This window comes from Prevotella vespertina (assembly GCF_009728485.1).
Classification (GTDB): domain Bacteria; phylum Bacteroidota; class Bacteroidia; order Bacteroidales; family Bacteroidaceae; genus Prevotella; species Prevotella vespertina.
In genome coordinates this window covers 32,128-47,363 of sequence record NZ_VVIQ01000003.1, presented here as the reverse complement: position 1 = coordinate 47,363, position 15,236 = coordinate 32,128, and the positions used below count along the sequence as shown (strand labels likewise).

The window sequence follows — 15,236 nt, the reverse complement described above, 5'->3', positions numbered from 1 at the left end:
GTTATTAACAAAGAGAACAAAGAAAATGAAGAAAACAATGAAACGACATTCATTCACATCACAGCTAAAGTCCTTGGCACTTGTATTCGGCATAGCCTTGACTTTTGCATCCTGTGCTAACGAGGATGTAGCACAGAACCCGACAAACCCAAATGATGATAACGATAAGAACCTAACGACTTTCGTAGCAGGTGATGAGGCAAAGACTCGCACATCACTAGATTATAACAGCAGTGACTTCTATTGGCAAGCAGGCGATTATATCTACGTAAAGGATGATAATAACGTATTGCAGAAGAGTAGTAATGCTCCAACAAGTAAGGTAGCTTCTTTTAAGTATAAAGTTCCAGGCAAGTTTTCAGCACATACGAGTTATAAGGTTTATTACTTGGGTAAGAATAGTAACGGCAGCCAAGTAACGATTTCTACTGCTCAAACACAAACAAAGCCAGATAATACCGAGCACTTCGGCACAGCAGGCGACTATGGTACTGCAACGGCAAACAAGGTGCCAAACAAACAACAGTTTGCATTCGAGTTAGAGCATCAACCAGCTTACTTAGTCTTCCAGCCTTATACAAGTAACACAATTCTCCATAACTGTTACTTGACAGGGGTAGAGGTAAATTCTGATAACGATATTGCCGAGACCTATATAGTCAACACAAGTACGGGTGCCCTTACAAGTTCAACTGGTGGCAAGAAGATTGTCTTGACAACAAAAGGTGGTAGCAATCCAAACGGCTTCCCACTGACCAATAATTCAGCCAGTTTAGCCACAAACGGTGCTTACATGGTGATTAAACCAGGCACTCATACTTTAAGAGTGCGTTATTGGGTAAAAGACGTAGCTACAGGAGTATCTGGTACTATTACGAAGTTGCTTCCTTCTACAGCTTACGCTTCCAACACCTACTACGACATGACAGCACAGCTTGACGTAAAGGATTATGACGGCGACCATTATTACATGTGGGATGCAAAGGAACAATATTGGTATGGTTACGAATGGACAAAGAACTTGCCAGTAGGAATAGGTCAGCCGACACTTAAAGGTCAGCCAGCAGGCAACTACGCCCAGAACAACAGCGATGTGTCTCGTTGGTGTCACGAGGGTCAAAGTATGTTCCAAGCCACTCAGTCATGCGCAGGACTTCCCAATGCTAATGAGATGTCTTGGTATGCTGTAAAGGGTAATCCACGTTGGGACGGTGACGAATTGTGGACTACTATGGGACATTTATATAAAGGTGGCATGTGGTTTAAGAAGAAGTCAGTACTACAGGCAGAGGGTAATTACAGCACAGAGAAATCCGCTGATCGTTCAACCGACTTACGTACAACAAGTAGTAGGGCATACGAAAACAGCGCCGGCAGTATCGCTAACGGAGGTCTTCCTTCTCCAGCCGATGCAGACAAATATTTCTACCTGCCCGCCTTGGGGCTCTACGGAAATGGAACTCTGAACAAAGTTGGAATTTATGGTCACTATTGGTCGTCTACTGCCTCATCTTCGAGCGGTTCATACGAACTGAAATTCGATAATTTGACTGTCGAGATGAACGACTACATGCCTCGTGTAATTGGGGCTAGAGTCGGGTCGTTCCAGTAGCCCTCGCGATTGCCCTTTTATAGGTGTCACCCTTTGAAAAGGAGAGGATTAATGCGAAAAAACATGACAAAAGAGGGTAAAAATAGACCCTTTGTAAGTGGCTGATAATCAAGGGATTATAAACAGGGCACCAAAGTATGATACTTAGGGGGTCTAAGTATGATACTCAGGTACCCTAAGTATGATACTTAGGTACCCTTAGTCCCATACCGAGGGTGGCTCGAATAAGAAAATAATTTACATGTCGTATTTGCTAACTTTAAAACATTGAGATTATGGCATTTTTTAAGAAAGTAAAGAAGAAGTTGACGGGACTATGGTATCCAGAAGCGATAACCGTAGGGAAGCCCGTAACAACCGACCAAGTGGCTGACCGCTTGGCATTGATTTCGACGGTGAGTCGTGGTGACACGTATGCAGTGTTGAAAGACTTAGGCGAAGTGATGGCATCTTTTATGGCCGAGGGTCGCACGGTGAAACTGGAAGGCGTGGGTACGTTTTACTACACCATCAACGCCGATAAGGGCATCGCGAAGGCAGAAGAAGTGACGGCAAAGCAGATAAAGAACGTCCGTGTCCGCTTCATCCCCGAGACTTCGCGCACACAGAGCAATAAGGTTGCCACTCGATCATTGGTTTCGGATGACATTCATTGGGAAGAGTGGAAGGAAAGCCTCACCCCCGCCCCCAAGCCGAAAGGAGAGGGGAGTGAAGAGAATCCTGGACCGCAGGTAGGGTAGAAGCCTCCCCAAAGAAGCCTCCCCAAGCCCCTCCGAAGGAGGGGATGTGCCTACGGGGGCTAGTTAGGGAACGTGACACGGAAAGCCTCCTCAAGCCCCTCTTGGAGGCGGGGATGTGCCCAATGGAATTAAATAGGGAAGTTTTATCTCTTCTCACACAGAAATAGGACTTATCATATCTTCTTATGGATGATGATAAGTCCTATTAATCTTTATTACCTGTAGTAGATATCTGTTCGATGGACAAGAATTAAGCCTTAATGTACAGGATAATCATATCTGTTTGTGTTGTAAAATCCTGTTTGTTGTGATGGAACATGATCGAATTCTACGTTGATAGAAATAGCGTTTTGATTGTGAGAACCCCATTGATAGGTTACGCCACCACCAATTCTATCCATGAATCGACTAGCCATTGCGCCATAACCGAAGCCCATTGCACCATAACCGTAACCAAAGGGACTATAGCCCAACATGCCATATCCGCCCCAAGCAGGGTACCCATAACCTGCGTAACCGAAAGCATTTCCGACGTTATTAGAGGTGAATGCCTTCTGAACAAAGGCGTAAGCACTCCAATGCTCATCGAATTGATAGCCGAGAACAGCATTGACTCCGCCAACGAAGTAGTTGTTTCCTTGATAAGTCAGATGGTTTACATAGCCACCAACAGCTAGGGTCGCCTTCTTTGAAAGGTTGGTTACATACATCAATGACACATCTTGCGAGAATCCTGCGCCATGGTTATATCCATGTCCAAGGTTGGCAAATGCCGATGCACTAAGGTTTATGTTCAATCCTTTATGCAGTCTCCATGGACCTAAGCCATAGCCCCACTCGGGGTAATAGAAACTATTGGGAGTAACAGTCTGACCGCTTTCTGTTATGACAGGGAGGTTATTGTCTATTTGAGATTGCTGTTCACGATCCTCTGCCATACGCCTAGCATATTCTTTCTCAGCCTCAGTTGCTTCCCTTGGTCCTTTCAGGCGCGATGACTCAATAGGCTTCACAACCGATGTATCAACGTTGTGCTGCCCCGCTATTGTTTGCGCCTGCAATGGCAGGCACAAGATAGCTGTTATTATGAAAGCATATTTCTTCATTTGCTTGCAAATATAAATAATCGTCTATCAACAGCCAAGTATTTTAAAAGTTATTAGTGTTTTTTCAAGTTGTTGGTACTACTTAGTTTTCATGATGAGCGGTGGATCTGTTGTAAAGAGAAATACGGTTGCACCATGGAAAACCTGTCCTGGCTGTAAGCTATTGTCTACTTTTTCCATACCACTATTGTATCCAGCATGCAAGGGTTGTAGTGTTATGCCGCTACTTTGCGCCCCATGCGTATTGATGAGTAGGGTGGGTTCACTAGAGTAGATGGTCATTGCACGCCCACTTTGTGCATCGAACAAGATAGCGGCAGGCTTTTGCATATTGTCAGGATGTCGCAGTTGGAAAGCATGATAATAGCCATTGATCGTTGCTTTTATTCGTTCTCCAATCTCTCTTGGTTGGGTAAAGTCGAATGGAGTAAGGCGTGTTTTCTGTAGTTCATTAGTAGGGAATTGCTCCTTATCCAACTTATTCGTATAGTGCGTATCTAGCCACAGATGTTGTTTAAGGATAGATCGGTGCATGTCACCAGATAGATTGAAACAAATTCCATTGGTTACTTGCAATGTTGTTGGAGCAGTCGTCGTGATACGATAATCAATGTCGAGTGCATTCTGATCGGATAGAGTATAGGTAACAGTTGCATTCAGTTTACCATTGAGCTTGTTCTCTCCTTCAGTCGTAATATAGCGTAGGGAGACCGATTGGTTATCAGAGCTAACAACCTCCCAAACCTTTGATGAGAGCGTTTCTGTATGATCCTTACCGATGTAGATAAGCGTTGCTCCTAATGTAGAGTATTGCTTGTAGTCTTCCAGCTGATTGTACCCTTTGACCACAGGTTCCAATCGTCCGTTCCAGTTATGGGCTGTCAACGAAACAAGCCGCGCTCCGTAATTACTCACAATAGCCTCCATACCATTGCTGTTAGTGAGCTTGACGAGTCTTGCTTCCTGTGCATTTATGTTCATAACAAGGCTCAATAAAACCATTGTTATTAGTGCATGTACCTGCTTCATAATGTATCCTTTCTGTATATTGCAAAGTTAGTAAAAAACTTTAGAAATGCTTGTGTGGTAGAAATAAATGTTATACTTTCGTATCCAAATACAACTATTTTAGAATTAAAGAAGAAGTCTTCTGTTTCTTTCCGTTGCTTTTATCTTCTACAGCCTATGCGTGTTTATAAGATAAAAGAATGTCAGGAAAGAGCAAAGAGATAGCAAAAGATACAGGATTATGGAGTTAGAATTAGAACCCTTATGCCTTCCTTGTGATAAGAAACGCCCCATCGTCATAGCAGGACCCTGCTCCGCCGAAACCGAAGAGCAGGTCATGAGTACGGCACGTATGCTGGCAAATAAAGGATGTCACATCTTTCGTGCAGGCGTATGGAAGCCACGAACTAAGCCAGGAGGATTTGAAGGAAATGGAGAGAAAGCCTTACCTTGGTTGAAAGAAGTCAAGGAAGAGACTGGGATGATGATTTCTACAGAGGTGGCGACCCCTGATCATGTCGAATTAGCAATGCGGTATGATATGGACGTACTATGGGTTGGCGCACGTACATCCGCTAATCCTTTTGCAATGCAGGCATTGGCAGACTCAATGCAAGGACTTCAAATACCAGTATTGGTGAAGAATCCTGTCAATCCTGATTTAGAACTATGGATTGGTGGCTTACAACGGTTGAATCACGCAGGGATAAAGCGTTTGGGTGTAATCCATAGAGGCTTCTCTAGCTATGATAAGAAGATATATCGCAACCTACCGATGTGGCAAATCCCTATTGAATTGCGCCGTCGTATTCCTGGATTACCCATTATTTGTGACCCTAGTCATATTGGTGGACGCCGTGACTTGATAGCTCCTCTTTGTCAGCAAGCAATGGATTTAGGCTTTGATGGACTCATCGTAGAGAGCCATTGCAACCCAAAAGAAGCATGGAGTGACGCCAAGCAGCAGGTAACTCCTGATATTCTGGATTATATTCTGTCGTTACTTGTGATCCGTGATGACACCTTCACAACTGAAGATATCCGTTCGTTACGTGCGCAGATAGATGAGTTAGACAACTCATTGATGGAACTCCTTGCGAAGCGTTTTCGCTTATGTAGGGAGATTGGAACCTTTAAGAAGGAACATAACATGACTATCTTACAGACGAGGAGATATAATGAGATACTCGAGAAACGTGGTACGCAAGCAGGATTATGTGGTATGAATCCAAAGTTTGCAGCACATATCTTCGAGCTTATCCATGAGGAGAGTGTACGACAGCAGTTGGCTATTGTGACGCAATCTTAAGCCTCTCTCTTCCTAAAAATATCATCTATGACACGCTTATTGTTAACCTTTCTTCTGAGTCTCATGTCCCTATACTCAGTCGCACAAAACCGATTGACTATTGTGGAGCTAAACGCTGAGAATCTCTTTGATGCACGGCATGATACGTTGAAGAATGACTATGAGTTCTTACCCACTTCACCACGTCATTGGACTCGAACAAAGTATTGGGAGAAGTTGAATAGGACGGGGCAGACCATCATTTCCTGCGGTGAAGATAGCAGTGGATGGCAATTACCTGACCTTGTGGGATTATGTGAAGTGGAGAATGACAGCGTGCTTTTTGATCTTACGAAACGCTCTTTATTGCGCAATGCACGCTATGAATACGTTATGACATCATCGCTTGATATGCGTGGTATAGACGTGGCTTTGCTCTATTCTCCCTTCTCTTTCCGCTTGTTGAAAGCCGATACTATCAGGGTTAGTTTGATAGCCAACATGCAACCAACTCGTGATATTCTCTATGTCAAGGGGGCTATTATTAATGGTGACACCCTACATGTTCTATTGCTTCATGCACCGAGTAGAAGGGGTGGAGAAATGCAGTCGCAACCTTTCCGAAAGCACGTGATGATGCAAGTAAGTAATGTTGTTGACTCTATTCAGAGACGCCACTCTGATGCGAAGGTAATCGTGATGGGCGACTTCAATGACTATGCTGATAGCCCTTCATTAAAGCCTTTGTACGAACGTAACTTATTGAATGTCTCGGCACAAGCAAAGGGGAAGAATGGTGCAGAAGGCACCTATCGTTATCATGGAGAGTGGGGTAGTTTGGATCATATTTTCATAAGTGATAACCTCCATCCTTACGTGCTTTCATGCTATGTCAATGATGCTCCTTTCCTTCTGGAAGAAGATATGAAGTACGGCGGATTAAAGCCTCGCCGCCATTATAATGGGATGCGTTATAACAACGGCTTCAGCGATCATCTGCCATTAGTATTACGGTTGTCTATTCCCTAAGAAAAGGAGTGAAAGGAAAGAACAGCCGTTAGAAGTTAATTGCAAGTCCTGCTTCAACAGATGTATATGACTTCCTTATAGGTACAATAGGAGCCGTGTCATAGATGAGGCGATAAGCACCATTAATCCCAATGGCTGGTGTTATCTTATATAGAAGATCTACGGCACCACCGAATCTAGCTTTCTTGAAATAGCTATCAGGCTTCCCTTGATGGATAGCAGTAGCTGTTAATGACCAATGGTCACTGATGTGATGCTGGAAACTCAAGGCTATATGCGTCTTAATGCTACGGCTACAAGCGTAGAGCGTGGGTGCAGATGAGGTTGGATCTTTCCACTTCTCGAACTCATAGAACACACCCGCAGCAGCAAACATAAGGAATCTCTCCTTATTCACGAGTCGATAACGTGATTGCAAACCCGTAGATACCTTAAACTCTAAGCCTCTGCTCCCTGCCCATTGCGATTCGGCATAAGGATAGACTTCAAAGGCACGGCTCAATAAATAGCGATACTCCATGTGTACGTGTCCGCCGCTTACCGTCACCTGTTTACCATAGGTTGAGAACTCTAGTTTATTGATTAAGTTGATAACACGCTTATGCTTGATTAACACATTGAGATTGGCGGTATTCTTAACAGTGAGTATATTCTGTTGTTCCGTCTTGAAGTCTACTACTGGTAAGAGAGATCCTTGTATAGTCTTCGCACTATCAATGCTTAGGGTGAGATTCTCTGTGAATAACATCTGAGCATACGATGGGATAGAGAGTAACAAAGCCAATAGAACTAGTGTAAGAGTTTTTTTCATGCGCATTGATGAGTTCTAATGATGGTATGTAAGATAAAAAATAAGGGACGTACAAATGTTAGTGTGCGTCCCTGTTTATTAGTTGCTATTACTTATCAGAAATCTTAAGTGTCTTATTCAACTTGTCAATTTTGGACTGAAGTTTAGCTATCTTCTTACCCATCTTATCCAATTTTTTCTTACTCTTAGCCAACTTCTTATTTGTGGCTTTTGCCTCTTTCAATTTCTTGATAGTGTCCTTTGCATCCTTTACTGTGCTAGAAGGACTTGTTGCAGTGAAGTCGGTTGTTGCTATGTTAGCGTCAGCGTTAGCATTAGCCGCCTTCTCCGTTAACTCATTATAGTCGGCTTTCTCTTTCTCGTAATCAAGCTGCGCCTTATTTAACTTAGTGGTCAGTTCGAGTAGCTTCTGCTGTTCTTTTAGGTTCTTTACTACTGTTGCATCTTGTGCGAAAGCGAATGTGGTCATAAGTGCCATAGCACCCATTAATAATAATTTTCTCATACTTCTTTCTTATAAATTAGTCTTACAATAAATAAATACTATCCTTTTCTCTGTTAGCCTTTGCCTTTGCTTCTAGACTCGTCTTTGTATGTTCCGTTATAGAATTGAGTCTGTCGACTGTTGTATTTGCCTTTTAATATCAGCCTTGCTATTGCCTAAGCCAATATTATCTAATAACCCGTTCAATGCCCCATCAACCATATCTTCAATCGTAGATGTGGCAGGCTCTACAATATTATCTTGTATCATCTTCTGCGCCTTTTGCCTTATTTGCTCTTTGAGGTTCACTTCCGAATTCTTATAATATTGTCTTGCTGCTTCCTGCAAGTCATCTTCGTCAATCGTAAAGATATGCCCTAAGAGTCCTACTGATACAGTGTGATTTTGTCCTGCGTAATGCACCTTGCCTGTAGAGTATATAATGTGATTATCCACGGTAACGAGGTTATCTACAGCAGATCTTATCACTTTCCCTGCAAAGGCATTGCTGATAGAACGGAAAGCGTTATCGACAAGTTCATTGCCCGTTGTGTTGGTCGTATCATTTACAGCGTCGTTCACCGTATTGGTAATGACGTCAGACAATACATCCTTGTGCTGTTCGGGCTTTGGGCATGTGAGAATCAGCACGATGATGAAAGCCACCAAGACTATCAATGTGCCTAACAAACATCCCGTATGGCTCTTCTTTTGAATAACTACCGTCTGTGGGGCTGCTGCCTGTTGAGTTGCAGGTTCAACGGGCGTAGCTTCAACGTAAGGTAAATCTTGCGCCGTTGTCTCGTCGTCAATAGGATCTTTCCCTTCCAAAATTGGGCGTAACTCCTCAATTTGCCATGCTGGAATCCATTGCTGCGTATCGGTAGGCATGACGAGAGTAGTTGCTATAATCTTCCTCTGACTTAACTCTTTGAGGCTGTAAGGTCCCTGCTTTTCGTTATCAATTTCTATGTAATATTCCATTTGTTTACCTTTATTATATAGTTGAGATATGTGGCGTATAAAAGTTATATGTTATCGTTTACGCCTTATTCTCATAATTGTGTGCGAAATTAGACATAAATTCTGATATGACAAAGAAACATCATCTATTTTACTTATCACTTACCTGTTTTTTTCGATTTAAGGTTCATTTATGCTTGAGTAGTCATGGAAAAGATGTATATTTGCACCATCAAACTAAAGAAGATAACCCTATAATTCATAATAAGAAATGATGGAATTAATCCAGCCCTATGTGGGCATTGCGGTAAAGCTAATCGTTGGTATGATTGGCATTCTAACCTTTTTGCGCATTACGGGTAAGGCGCAAATGGGTCAGTTGACTCCCCTTGACACGGTAAGTGCATTCGTTATTGGTGCGTTAGTCGGTGGTGTATTGTACAATCCAGATATGACCATCTGGCATCTCGTCTTCGCCCTAGCCGTATGGACAGGCTTTAATATGCTTGTTCGTTTCGCCATGCACTCTGCCTATTTGCGCCATCTTATCAAAGGCGAGAGCGTCTTCTTGGTGAAAGACGGCGTTATCAAATTTAAGAACTTCAAGCGTAATAGTCTTGAGATGGAGCAGTTCCGCCTCATGCTAAGGCAGAAAGGTATCTTCTCCATGTTCGATGTAGAGGATGTACTGTTTGAAGCTAACGGCTCAGTGACGGTTCTCTCACCTGGTCAGACGGCCTATTCCGTATTGTTGGTGAATAATGGAGAGATTGTGGAAAGCAGCCTAGCACAGTTTAACCACACACAGGAATGGGTGATGAAAGCAATCAAACGCAATGGATTCCGTGGACCTTCTGAGTTGTTCTGTATGGAGTGGACACCTCGAAGAGGGTTCTATTTCGTAACCTTCAACGGGGATGTGAAGCGTGGTAAAGCAGAGTTCGACTCTGAAAGCATAGACCCTGATAACGCACAGGTGTAAGTCCAATCAAGTGCCTCCAAGCCTTCTAAAAAGGGGAGGAGAGTTGACAAAGATTAGTTAGAACATAATAGTACAATTCAATAGTGGCGTTTCCTTGTATGAACGAGAGGCTCTTCTCGTAACAAGGGAACGCCCCTTTCGCATATAGAAGAGCGTTCATTCCTGTTATTAGCTGTTATCACTTGCATTTATGAGCGGGTTTTAGTCTCTGATATGTAGCGATAAATTGACACATACGAGTCAGCGCAATGACACGTATGTGTTATGCCACTTGACACATACGTGTTATTTCGTTCACACATACGTGTCAATTTCGTCCATGATATAAGGCGATGAAATGGGATCTATTTCATCACCTTTTTTATATATATTACGCCCAGAATGTATTACATACCACTAACGTTGTATTTAGCCTAAGTAACCTTACAGCTGTCAAACATATTCCAGCTCGATTGCAGATATATTTCTGCACAAAGCCTATTTATGTGCGCATGAAAGTGTAACAAGTGTTTTAAAATATTTTAAAATACTACTCACTGGCTTGCTGTTTTATGTCTCTTTTTGCTATCTTTGTATGATAGAAATAGAATAATAAGTACACTTTAAAGCAATGTTTGAGAATTTAAGTGATCGTCTAGAACGCTCCTTTAAGATCCTTAAAGGCGAGGGAAAGATAACTGAGATCAATGTAGCAGAGACCCTAAAGGATGTTCGTAGAGCATTACTCGACGCCGATGTCAACTATAAGGTAGCTAAGTCATTTACCGATACAGTAAAGCAAAAGGCGCTTGGTATGAACGTGCTTACAGCCGTTAAACCAGGTCAGTTGATGGTGAAGATAGTGCATGATGAGTTAGCAGAACTCATGGGTGGCGAGTCAGTAGGGCTAAATCTTACAAGCCGTCCAGCCATTATCTTAATGAGTGGTTTGCAGGGTTCTGGTAAGACCACATTCTCTGGTAAGTTAGCAAACATGCTGAAGACAAAGGAACATAAGAACCCTTTGTTGGTTGCTTGTGACGTATATCGCCCTGCAGCTATCGACCAATTAAAGGTTGTTGGCGAACAGGTGGGCGTTCCAGTATATTCAGAGCCAGAGAGCAAGAACGTTAATGAGATAGCTGATCACGCCCTCGCAGAAGCAAAGGCGAAAGGCTATGATGTGGTAATTATCGATACCGCAGGTCGATTGGCAGTTGATGAGGAGATGATGAATGAGATAGAGAGTCTCAAGAATCATGTAAACCCTGATGAAACGCTGTTCGTTGTAGACTCCATGACAGGTCAGGACGCTGTTAACACCGCAAAGGAGTTCAATGATAGATTGGATTTCAACGGCGTAGTACTAACGAAACTCGATGGTGATACACGTGGTGGTGCTGCTTTGTCAATTCGCACAGTCGTAACCAAGCCAATCAAGTTCATAGGTACTGGCGAGAAGATGGAAGCTATTGATGTGTTCCATCCAGGACGTATGGCAGATCGTATCTTAGGTATGGGTGACGTAGTCTCTTTGGTGGAACGAGCACAAGAGCAGTTCGATGAGGAAGAGGCGAAACGCTTGCAGAAGAAGATACAGAAGAACCAATTCGACTTCAATGACTTCTACAACCAGATACAACAAATAAAGAAGATGGGTAACCTGAAAGACCTCGCATCAATGATTCCTGGTGTGGGTAAAGCTATCCGCGATGTAGATATAGACGATAATGCCTTCAAGGGTATTGAGGCTATCATACAGAGTATGACACCAAAGGAACGCACGAATCCAGAGGTATTGAATAACTCACGTCGCCAGCGAATAGCGAAGGGTTCAGGTACTAGCTTGCAGGAAGTAAACCGACTCATTAAGCAGTTTGACCAAACGCGTAAGATGATGAAGATGGTTACAGGTTCTAAGATGGCTGGTATGATGAGCAAGATGAAAGGTATGCCTGGTATGCCCTCTATGCCGAAAGGCTTGTAAGATGAATCATCAACAAACAATAATAATATAAGCTATGGAATATCAGTTAATCGATGGTAAAGCAACCGCAACAGCCATCAAACAGCAGATTGCGGAAGAGGTAAAAGCCATTACAAAGGCAGGTGGAAAACAACCTCATTTGGTCGCTATATTAGTAGGACACGATGGGGGAAGTGAGACTTACGTAAAGAACAAGGTTATTGCTTGTGAGCAGTGTGGCTTTAAGTCTACGCTTATCCGTTACGAGACTGATGTTACCGAGGAGGAGTTGTTGACTTGTGTAGACAAGTTAAATAAGGATGATGACGTTGATGGATTCATCGTGCAACTCCCATTACCAAAGCATATTGATGAGCAGAAGATCATCATGGCTATTGATTATCGCAAAGACGTGGATGGCTTCCATCCTGTCAATGTGGGGCGAATGGCAATCGGTTTACCATGCTTTATATCGGCAACACCATTAGGAATCCTAACATTGTTACAGCATTACCATATTCCAACTTCTGGCAAGAAGTGCGTTATCTTAGGTAGAAGTAACATCGTTGGTAAGCCTATGGCACAGCTCATGATGCAGAAGCAATATGGAGATGCAACCGTAACAATTTGCCACTCGCATTCAGCGACATTGAAGAAAGAATGTCAGGAAGCTGATATTATTATTGCAGCTATTGGACGTCCCGATTTCTTAACAGCCGATATGGTTAAACCAGGTGCAGTAGTTATCGACGTTGGTACGACGCGTGTACCCGATGCAACACGTAAGAGTGGCTATCGCTTGAATGGCGACGTGAAGTTTGATGAGGTAGCTCCGTTATGCTCATTCATCACACCAGTACCAGGCGGCGTTGGTCCGATGACGATTTGTTCTTTGATGAAGAATACACTTGCAGCAGGCAAGAAAGAATATTATAAGTGATGACAGCAGAAGAATATCTACAACTCGGCAATGAGTGTCGGCAACGAGGAGACTGGCAGAATGCCTTAGCCAATTATATGGAAGCCATCGAACTGGATCCTAATTCGCCGGCAGTAGTTGCAAAAGAGATGCTAGAGAATATTCTAAACTTCTATAACAAGGATGCGTATAATCCTTAAAATACAAAAACTATGAGCAAGATGAAAGGTGCCATCGTAGTGAACACTGATCGCTGCAAAGGATGCCAGTTGTGTATCGTTGCATGCCCGAAAGATGTGATTGCCTTGGCTCAGAAACAAGTAAATGTCCACGGATATCCGTTTGTTGAGTCTGCTAAACCAGATGATTGTATCGGTTGTGCAGCTTGTGCAACAGTGTGTCCTGATGGCTGTATTACAGTCTATCGTAAAAAAGTGGAGGGGTAATTTATGGCAGAACAAGAAGTAAAATTGATGAAAGGTAACGAGGCAATCGCCCATGCTGCAATTCGTTGTGGTGCGGACGGATACTTCGGTTATCCTATCACTCCACAGAGTGAAATTATAGAAACCCTAGCTGCTTTGAAGCCTTGGGAGACCACGGGAATGGTTGTCCTACAGGCTGAAAGTGAAGTGGCATCCATCAATATGATTTATGGTGGTGCTGGTGCTGGTAAGCGTGTATTGACAAGTTCTTCTTCACCAGGCGTCGCCTTAATGCAAGAGGGTATCAGTTATATGGCAGGTGCAGAGCTCCCTGGTGTATTTGTAAATGTACAACGTGGTGGTCCTGGACTTGGAACGATACAGCCAAGTCAGAGTGATTACTTCCAGGCGACACGTGGTGGCGGTAATGGCGATTACAATGTGATTGTATTGGCGCCAAATTCTGTACAGGAGATGGCTGATTTTGTTGACTTGGCTTTCGAGTTAGCATTCAAGTATCGTAACCCTGCAATGATTCTTTCTGACGGTGTGATTGGTCAGATGATGGAGAAGGTTGTACTTCCTCCACAGAAGCCACGTCGTACAGAGGAGGAAATCCGTAAGGAGTGCCCTTGGGCTTCAATGGGTCGTACAGCTGATCGTAATCCTAATATCATTACCTCTTTGGAATTGAAGCCAGAGATAATGGAAGAAAGAAACCTCCACTTACAGGAGAAGTATCGTCAGATTCGTGAGAATGAAGTGCGCTTCGAAACACAGCAATGTGAGGATGCAGATTATGTAATCGTAAGTTTTGGTAGTGCTGCACGTATCGGTGAGAAGGCTGTCGAGCTAGCTCGTGAGCAAGGCTTGAAGGTTGGACTCTTCCGTCCTATCACACTCTGGCCTTTCCCAAGTAAGCAGCTTGCTGATCTTTGCAAAGGCAAGAAAGGAATCTTGGTTAGTGAGATTAACGCTGGTCAGATGGTACAGGATGTTCGTCTTGCGATTGATGGCGCTTTGCCAGTAGAACATTTTGGGCGTTTGGGTGGTATCGTTCCTGATCCAGAAGAGATTGTGAATGCACTCAAAGAAAAGTTAGTAAAGTAAGAGAGGAGGGCGTATATATTATGGCAAATGATATAATTTCACCTGAGAATTTGGTGTATAAGAAGCCGACCTTGATGAATGATACGACAATGCATTATTGTCCTGGATGTTCACATGGTGTGGTTCATAAATTAGTTGCAGAGGTAATCGAAGAGATGGGGATGACCGATAAGGCTATTGGTGTATGTCCTGTTGGTTGCGCTGTATTTGCTTATCGCTATCTTGATATTGATTGGCAGGAAGCGCCTCATGGTCGTGCTCCAGCTGTGGCAACTGGTATTAAGCGTGTATGGCCTGATCGTCTAGTGTTCACTTATCAGGGTGATGGTGACTTGGCATGTATAGGTACTGCTGAGACAATTCATGCGTTGAATCGTGGTGAGAATATTCCAATCATCTTCATCAATAATGCTATTTATGGTATGACTGGTGGTCAGATGGCACCAACAACATTGATGGGGCAGAAAACAGCAACTTGTCCTTATGGTCGTGAACCAGAACTACATGGTTACAACTTAAATATCACCGAACTTGCTAGTCATTTGAAAGGAACTTGCTATGTAACGCGTCAGAGTGTAGATACAGTTGCCTCTATTAACAAGGCAAAGCGTGCTATTCGCAAAGCTTTCGAGGCAAGTATGCAAGGGAAAGGTAGTTCCTTGATAGAGATTGTTGCAACATGTAATAGTGGTTGGAAACTCTCTCCAGTAAAGGCGAATGAGTGGATGCGTGAGAATATGTTCCCTGAATATGAGAAGGGCGATCTAAAAGATACAACCAATCTTTAGTCTTTCTCTATATATAATAAAGGTGT

General features: G+C 43.2%; 16 protein-coding genes. 11 read left to right on the top strand and 5 right to left on the bottom strand.

Annotation, left to right across the window (positions count from 1 at the left end; all coding sequences use genetic code 11):
- Positions 1-25 precede the first annotated feature (25 nt).
- Complete coding sequence (locus tag F0475_RS03470) at positions 26-1,612, top strand: hypothetical protein (RefSeq protein ID WP_155715391.1); 1,587 nt, start codon at positions 26-28, stop codon at positions 1,610-1,612.
- 275 nt (positions 1,613-1,887) lie between these two features.
- Positions 1,888-2,352: an HU family DNA-binding protein gene (locus F0475_RS03465; protein ID WP_155715390.1), complete on the top strand. Its 465-nt coding sequence runs from the start codon at positions 1,888-1,890 to the stop codon at positions 2,350-2,352.
- A gap of 257 nt (positions 2,353-2,609) precedes the next feature.
- Here F0475_RS03465 and F0475_RS03460 read toward each other — a convergent pair whose 3' ends face one another.
- Both F0475_RS03460 and F0475_RS03455 read right to left on the bottom strand, forming a co-directional pair.
- The gene (locus F0475_RS03460; protein WP_155715388.1) at positions 2,610-3,458 is read right to left on the bottom strand and encodes a hypothetical protein; all 849 of its coding nucleotides are present in this window, start codon (positions 3,456-3,458) and stop codon (positions 2,610-2,612) included.
- Between the two features lie 78 nt (positions 3,459-3,536).
- Positions 3,537-4,487, bottom strand: coding sequence for an aldose epimerase family protein (locus F0475_RS03455; RefSeq protein WP_155715386.1), 951 nt, complete (start codon positions 4,485-4,487; stop codon positions 3,537-3,539).
- 220 nt (positions 4,488-4,707) lie between these two features.
- Between F0475_RS03455 and F0475_RS03450 the strand changes: the two genes are divergently transcribed.
- On the top strand, positions 4,708-5,775 hold the full coding sequence (locus F0475_RS03450; protein ID WP_155715384.1) for a bifunctional 3-deoxy-7-phosphoheptulonate synthase/chorismate mutase type II: 1,068 nt from the start codon (positions 4,708-4,710) through the stop codon (positions 5,773-5,775).
- Between the two features lie 27 nt (positions 5,776-5,802).
- Entirely contained in the window at positions 5,803-6,783 is a 981-nt protein-coding gene (locus F0475_RS03445; RefSeq protein WP_155715382.1) for an endonuclease/exonuclease/phosphatase family protein, read from the top strand.
- A 28-nt stretch (positions 6,784-6,811) separates the two neighbouring features.
- Here the strand turns inward: F0475_RS03445 and F0475_RS03440 are convergent, their stop codons facing one another.
- From F0475_RS03440 to F0475_RS03430, 3 genes are all read right to left on the bottom strand, one after another.
- A complete protein-coding gene (locus F0475_RS03440) occupies positions 6,812-7,594 on the bottom strand; it encodes a DUF481 domain-containing protein (RefSeq protein WP_155715380.1) in 783 nt (260 codons plus the stop codon).
- An 88-nt stretch (positions 7,595-7,682) separates the two neighbouring features.
- Entirely contained in the window at positions 7,683-8,099 is a 417-nt protein-coding gene (locus F0475_RS03435) for a hypothetical protein (RefSeq protein WP_155715379.1), read from the bottom strand.
- Positions 8,100-8,195: 96 nt separating this feature from the next.
- Complete coding sequence (locus F0475_RS03430) at positions 8,196-9,062, bottom strand: GYF domain-containing protein (protein ID WP_155715377.1); 867 nt, start codon at positions 9,060-9,062, stop codon at positions 8,196-8,198.
- A gap of 250 nt (positions 9,063-9,312) precedes the next feature.
- Here F0475_RS03430 and F0475_RS03425 point away from each other — a divergent pair, with 250 nt between their 5' ends.
- From F0475_RS03425 to F0475_RS03395, 7 genes are all read left to right on the top strand, one after another.
- On the top strand, positions 9,313-10,023 hold the full coding sequence (locus F0475_RS03425; protein WP_155715375.1) for a DUF421 domain-containing protein: 711 nt from the start codon (positions 9,313-9,315) through the stop codon (positions 10,021-10,023).
- 610 nt (positions 10,024-10,633) lie between these two features.
- Positions 10,634-11,989 (top strand): signal recognition particle protein, encoded by a 1,356-nt coding sequence (gene ffh, locus F0475_RS03420; protein ID WP_155715373.1) that lies wholly within the window; start codon positions 10,634-10,636, stop codon positions 11,987-11,989.
- A 34-nt stretch (positions 11,990-12,023) separates the two neighbouring features.
- Positions 12,024-12,908 carry a bifunctional methylenetetrahydrofolate dehydrogenase/methenyltetrahydrofolate cyclohydrolase FolD gene (folD, locus tag F0475_RS03415; protein ID WP_155715371.1) on the top strand — a complete coding sequence of 295 codons (885 nt, stop codon included), beginning with the start codon at positions 12,024-12,026 and terminating at the stop codon, positions 12,906-12,908.
- Positions 12,908-13,087, top strand: a complete 180-nt coding sequence (locus tag F0475_RS03410; protein ID WP_004382634.1) for a tetratricopeptide repeat protein — start codon at positions 12,908-12,910, stop codon at positions 13,085-13,087. Before folD ends, F0475_RS03410 begins: the two co-directional genes overlap by 1 nt.
- 12 nt (positions 13,088-13,099) lie before the next feature.
- On the top strand, positions 13,100-13,333 hold the full coding sequence (locus F0475_RS03405; protein ID WP_004382635.1) for a 4Fe-4S dicluster domain-containing protein: 234 nt from the start codon (positions 13,100-13,102) through the stop codon (positions 13,331-13,333).
- Between the two features lie 3 nt (positions 13,334-13,336).
- Positions 13,337-14,422 carry a 3-methyl-2-oxobutanoate dehydrogenase subunit VorB gene (locus F0475_RS03400; protein WP_155715369.1) on the top strand — a complete coding sequence of 362 codons (1,086 nt, stop codon included), beginning with the start codon at positions 13,337-13,339 and terminating at the stop codon, positions 14,420-14,422.
- Between the two features lie 20 nt (positions 14,423-14,442).
- Positions 14,443-15,210, top strand: a complete 768-nt coding sequence (locus F0475_RS03395; RefSeq protein ID WP_009436127.1) for a thiamine pyrophosphate-dependent enzyme — start codon at positions 14,443-14,445, stop codon at positions 15,208-15,210.
- Positions 15,211-15,236: the final 26 nt, after the last annotated feature.

What these genes read in the sequence shown, in the direction of transcription:
- F0475_RS03470 (WP_155715391.1), top strand. Translation starts at nt 26, where the DNA reads ATGAAGAAAACAATGAAACGACATTCATTCACATCACAGCTAAAGTCC.
- F0475_RS03465 (WP_155715390.1), top strand. Translation starts at nt 1,888, where the DNA reads ATGGCATTTTTTAAGAAAGTAAAGAAGAAGTTGACGGGACTATGGTAT.
- F0475_RS03460 (WP_155715388.1), bottom strand. Translation starts at nt 3,458, where the DNA reads ATGAAGAAATATGCTTTCATAATAACAGCTATCTTGTGCCTGCCATTG.
- F0475_RS03455 (WP_155715386.1), bottom strand. Translation starts at nt 4,487, where the DNA reads ATGAAGCAGGTACATGCACTAATAACAATGGTTTTATTGAGCCTTGTT.
- F0475_RS03450 (WP_155715384.1), top strand. Translation starts at nt 4,708, where the DNA reads ATGGAGTTAGAATTAGAACCCTTATGCCTTCCTTGTGATAAGAAACGC.
- F0475_RS03445 (WP_155715382.1), top strand. Translation starts at nt 5,803, where the DNA reads ATGACACGCTTATTGTTAACCTTTCTTCTGAGTCTCATGTCCCTATAC.
- F0475_RS03440 (WP_155715380.1), bottom strand. Translation starts at nt 7,594, where the DNA reads ATGAAAAAAACTCTTACACTAGTTCTATTGGCTTTGTTACTCTCTATC.
- F0475_RS03435 (WP_155715379.1), bottom strand. Translation starts at nt 8,099, where the DNA reads ATGAGAAAATTATTATTAATGGGTGCTATGGCACTTATGACCACATTC.
- F0475_RS03430 (WP_155715377.1), bottom strand. Translation starts at nt 9,062, where the DNA reads ATGGAATATTACATAGAAATTGATAACGAAAAGCAGGGACCTTACAGC.
- F0475_RS03425 (WP_155715375.1), top strand. Translation starts at nt 9,313, where the DNA reads ATGATGGAATTAATCCAGCCCTATGTGGGCATTGCGGTAAAGCTAATC.
- ffh (WP_155715373.1), top strand. Translation starts at nt 10,634, where the DNA reads ATGTTTGAGAATTTAAGTGATCGTCTAGAACGCTCCTTTAAGATCCTT.
- folD (WP_155715371.1), top strand. Translation starts at nt 12,024, where the DNA reads ATGGAATATCAGTTAATCGATGGTAAAGCAACCGCAACAGCCATCAAA.
- F0475_RS03410 (WP_004382634.1), top strand. Translation starts at nt 12,908, where the DNA reads ATGACAGCAGAAGAATATCTACAACTCGGCAATGAGTGTCGGCAACGA.
- F0475_RS03405 (WP_004382635.1), top strand. Translation starts at nt 13,100, where the DNA reads ATGAGCAAGATGAAAGGTGCCATCGTAGTGAACACTGATCGCTGCAAA.
- F0475_RS03400 (WP_155715369.1), top strand. Translation starts at nt 13,337, where the DNA reads ATGGCAGAACAAGAAGTAAAATTGATGAAAGGTAACGAGGCAATCGCC.
- F0475_RS03395 (WP_009436127.1), top strand. Translation starts at nt 14,443, where the DNA reads ATGGCAAATGATATAATTTCACCTGAGAATTTGGTGTATAAGAAGCCG.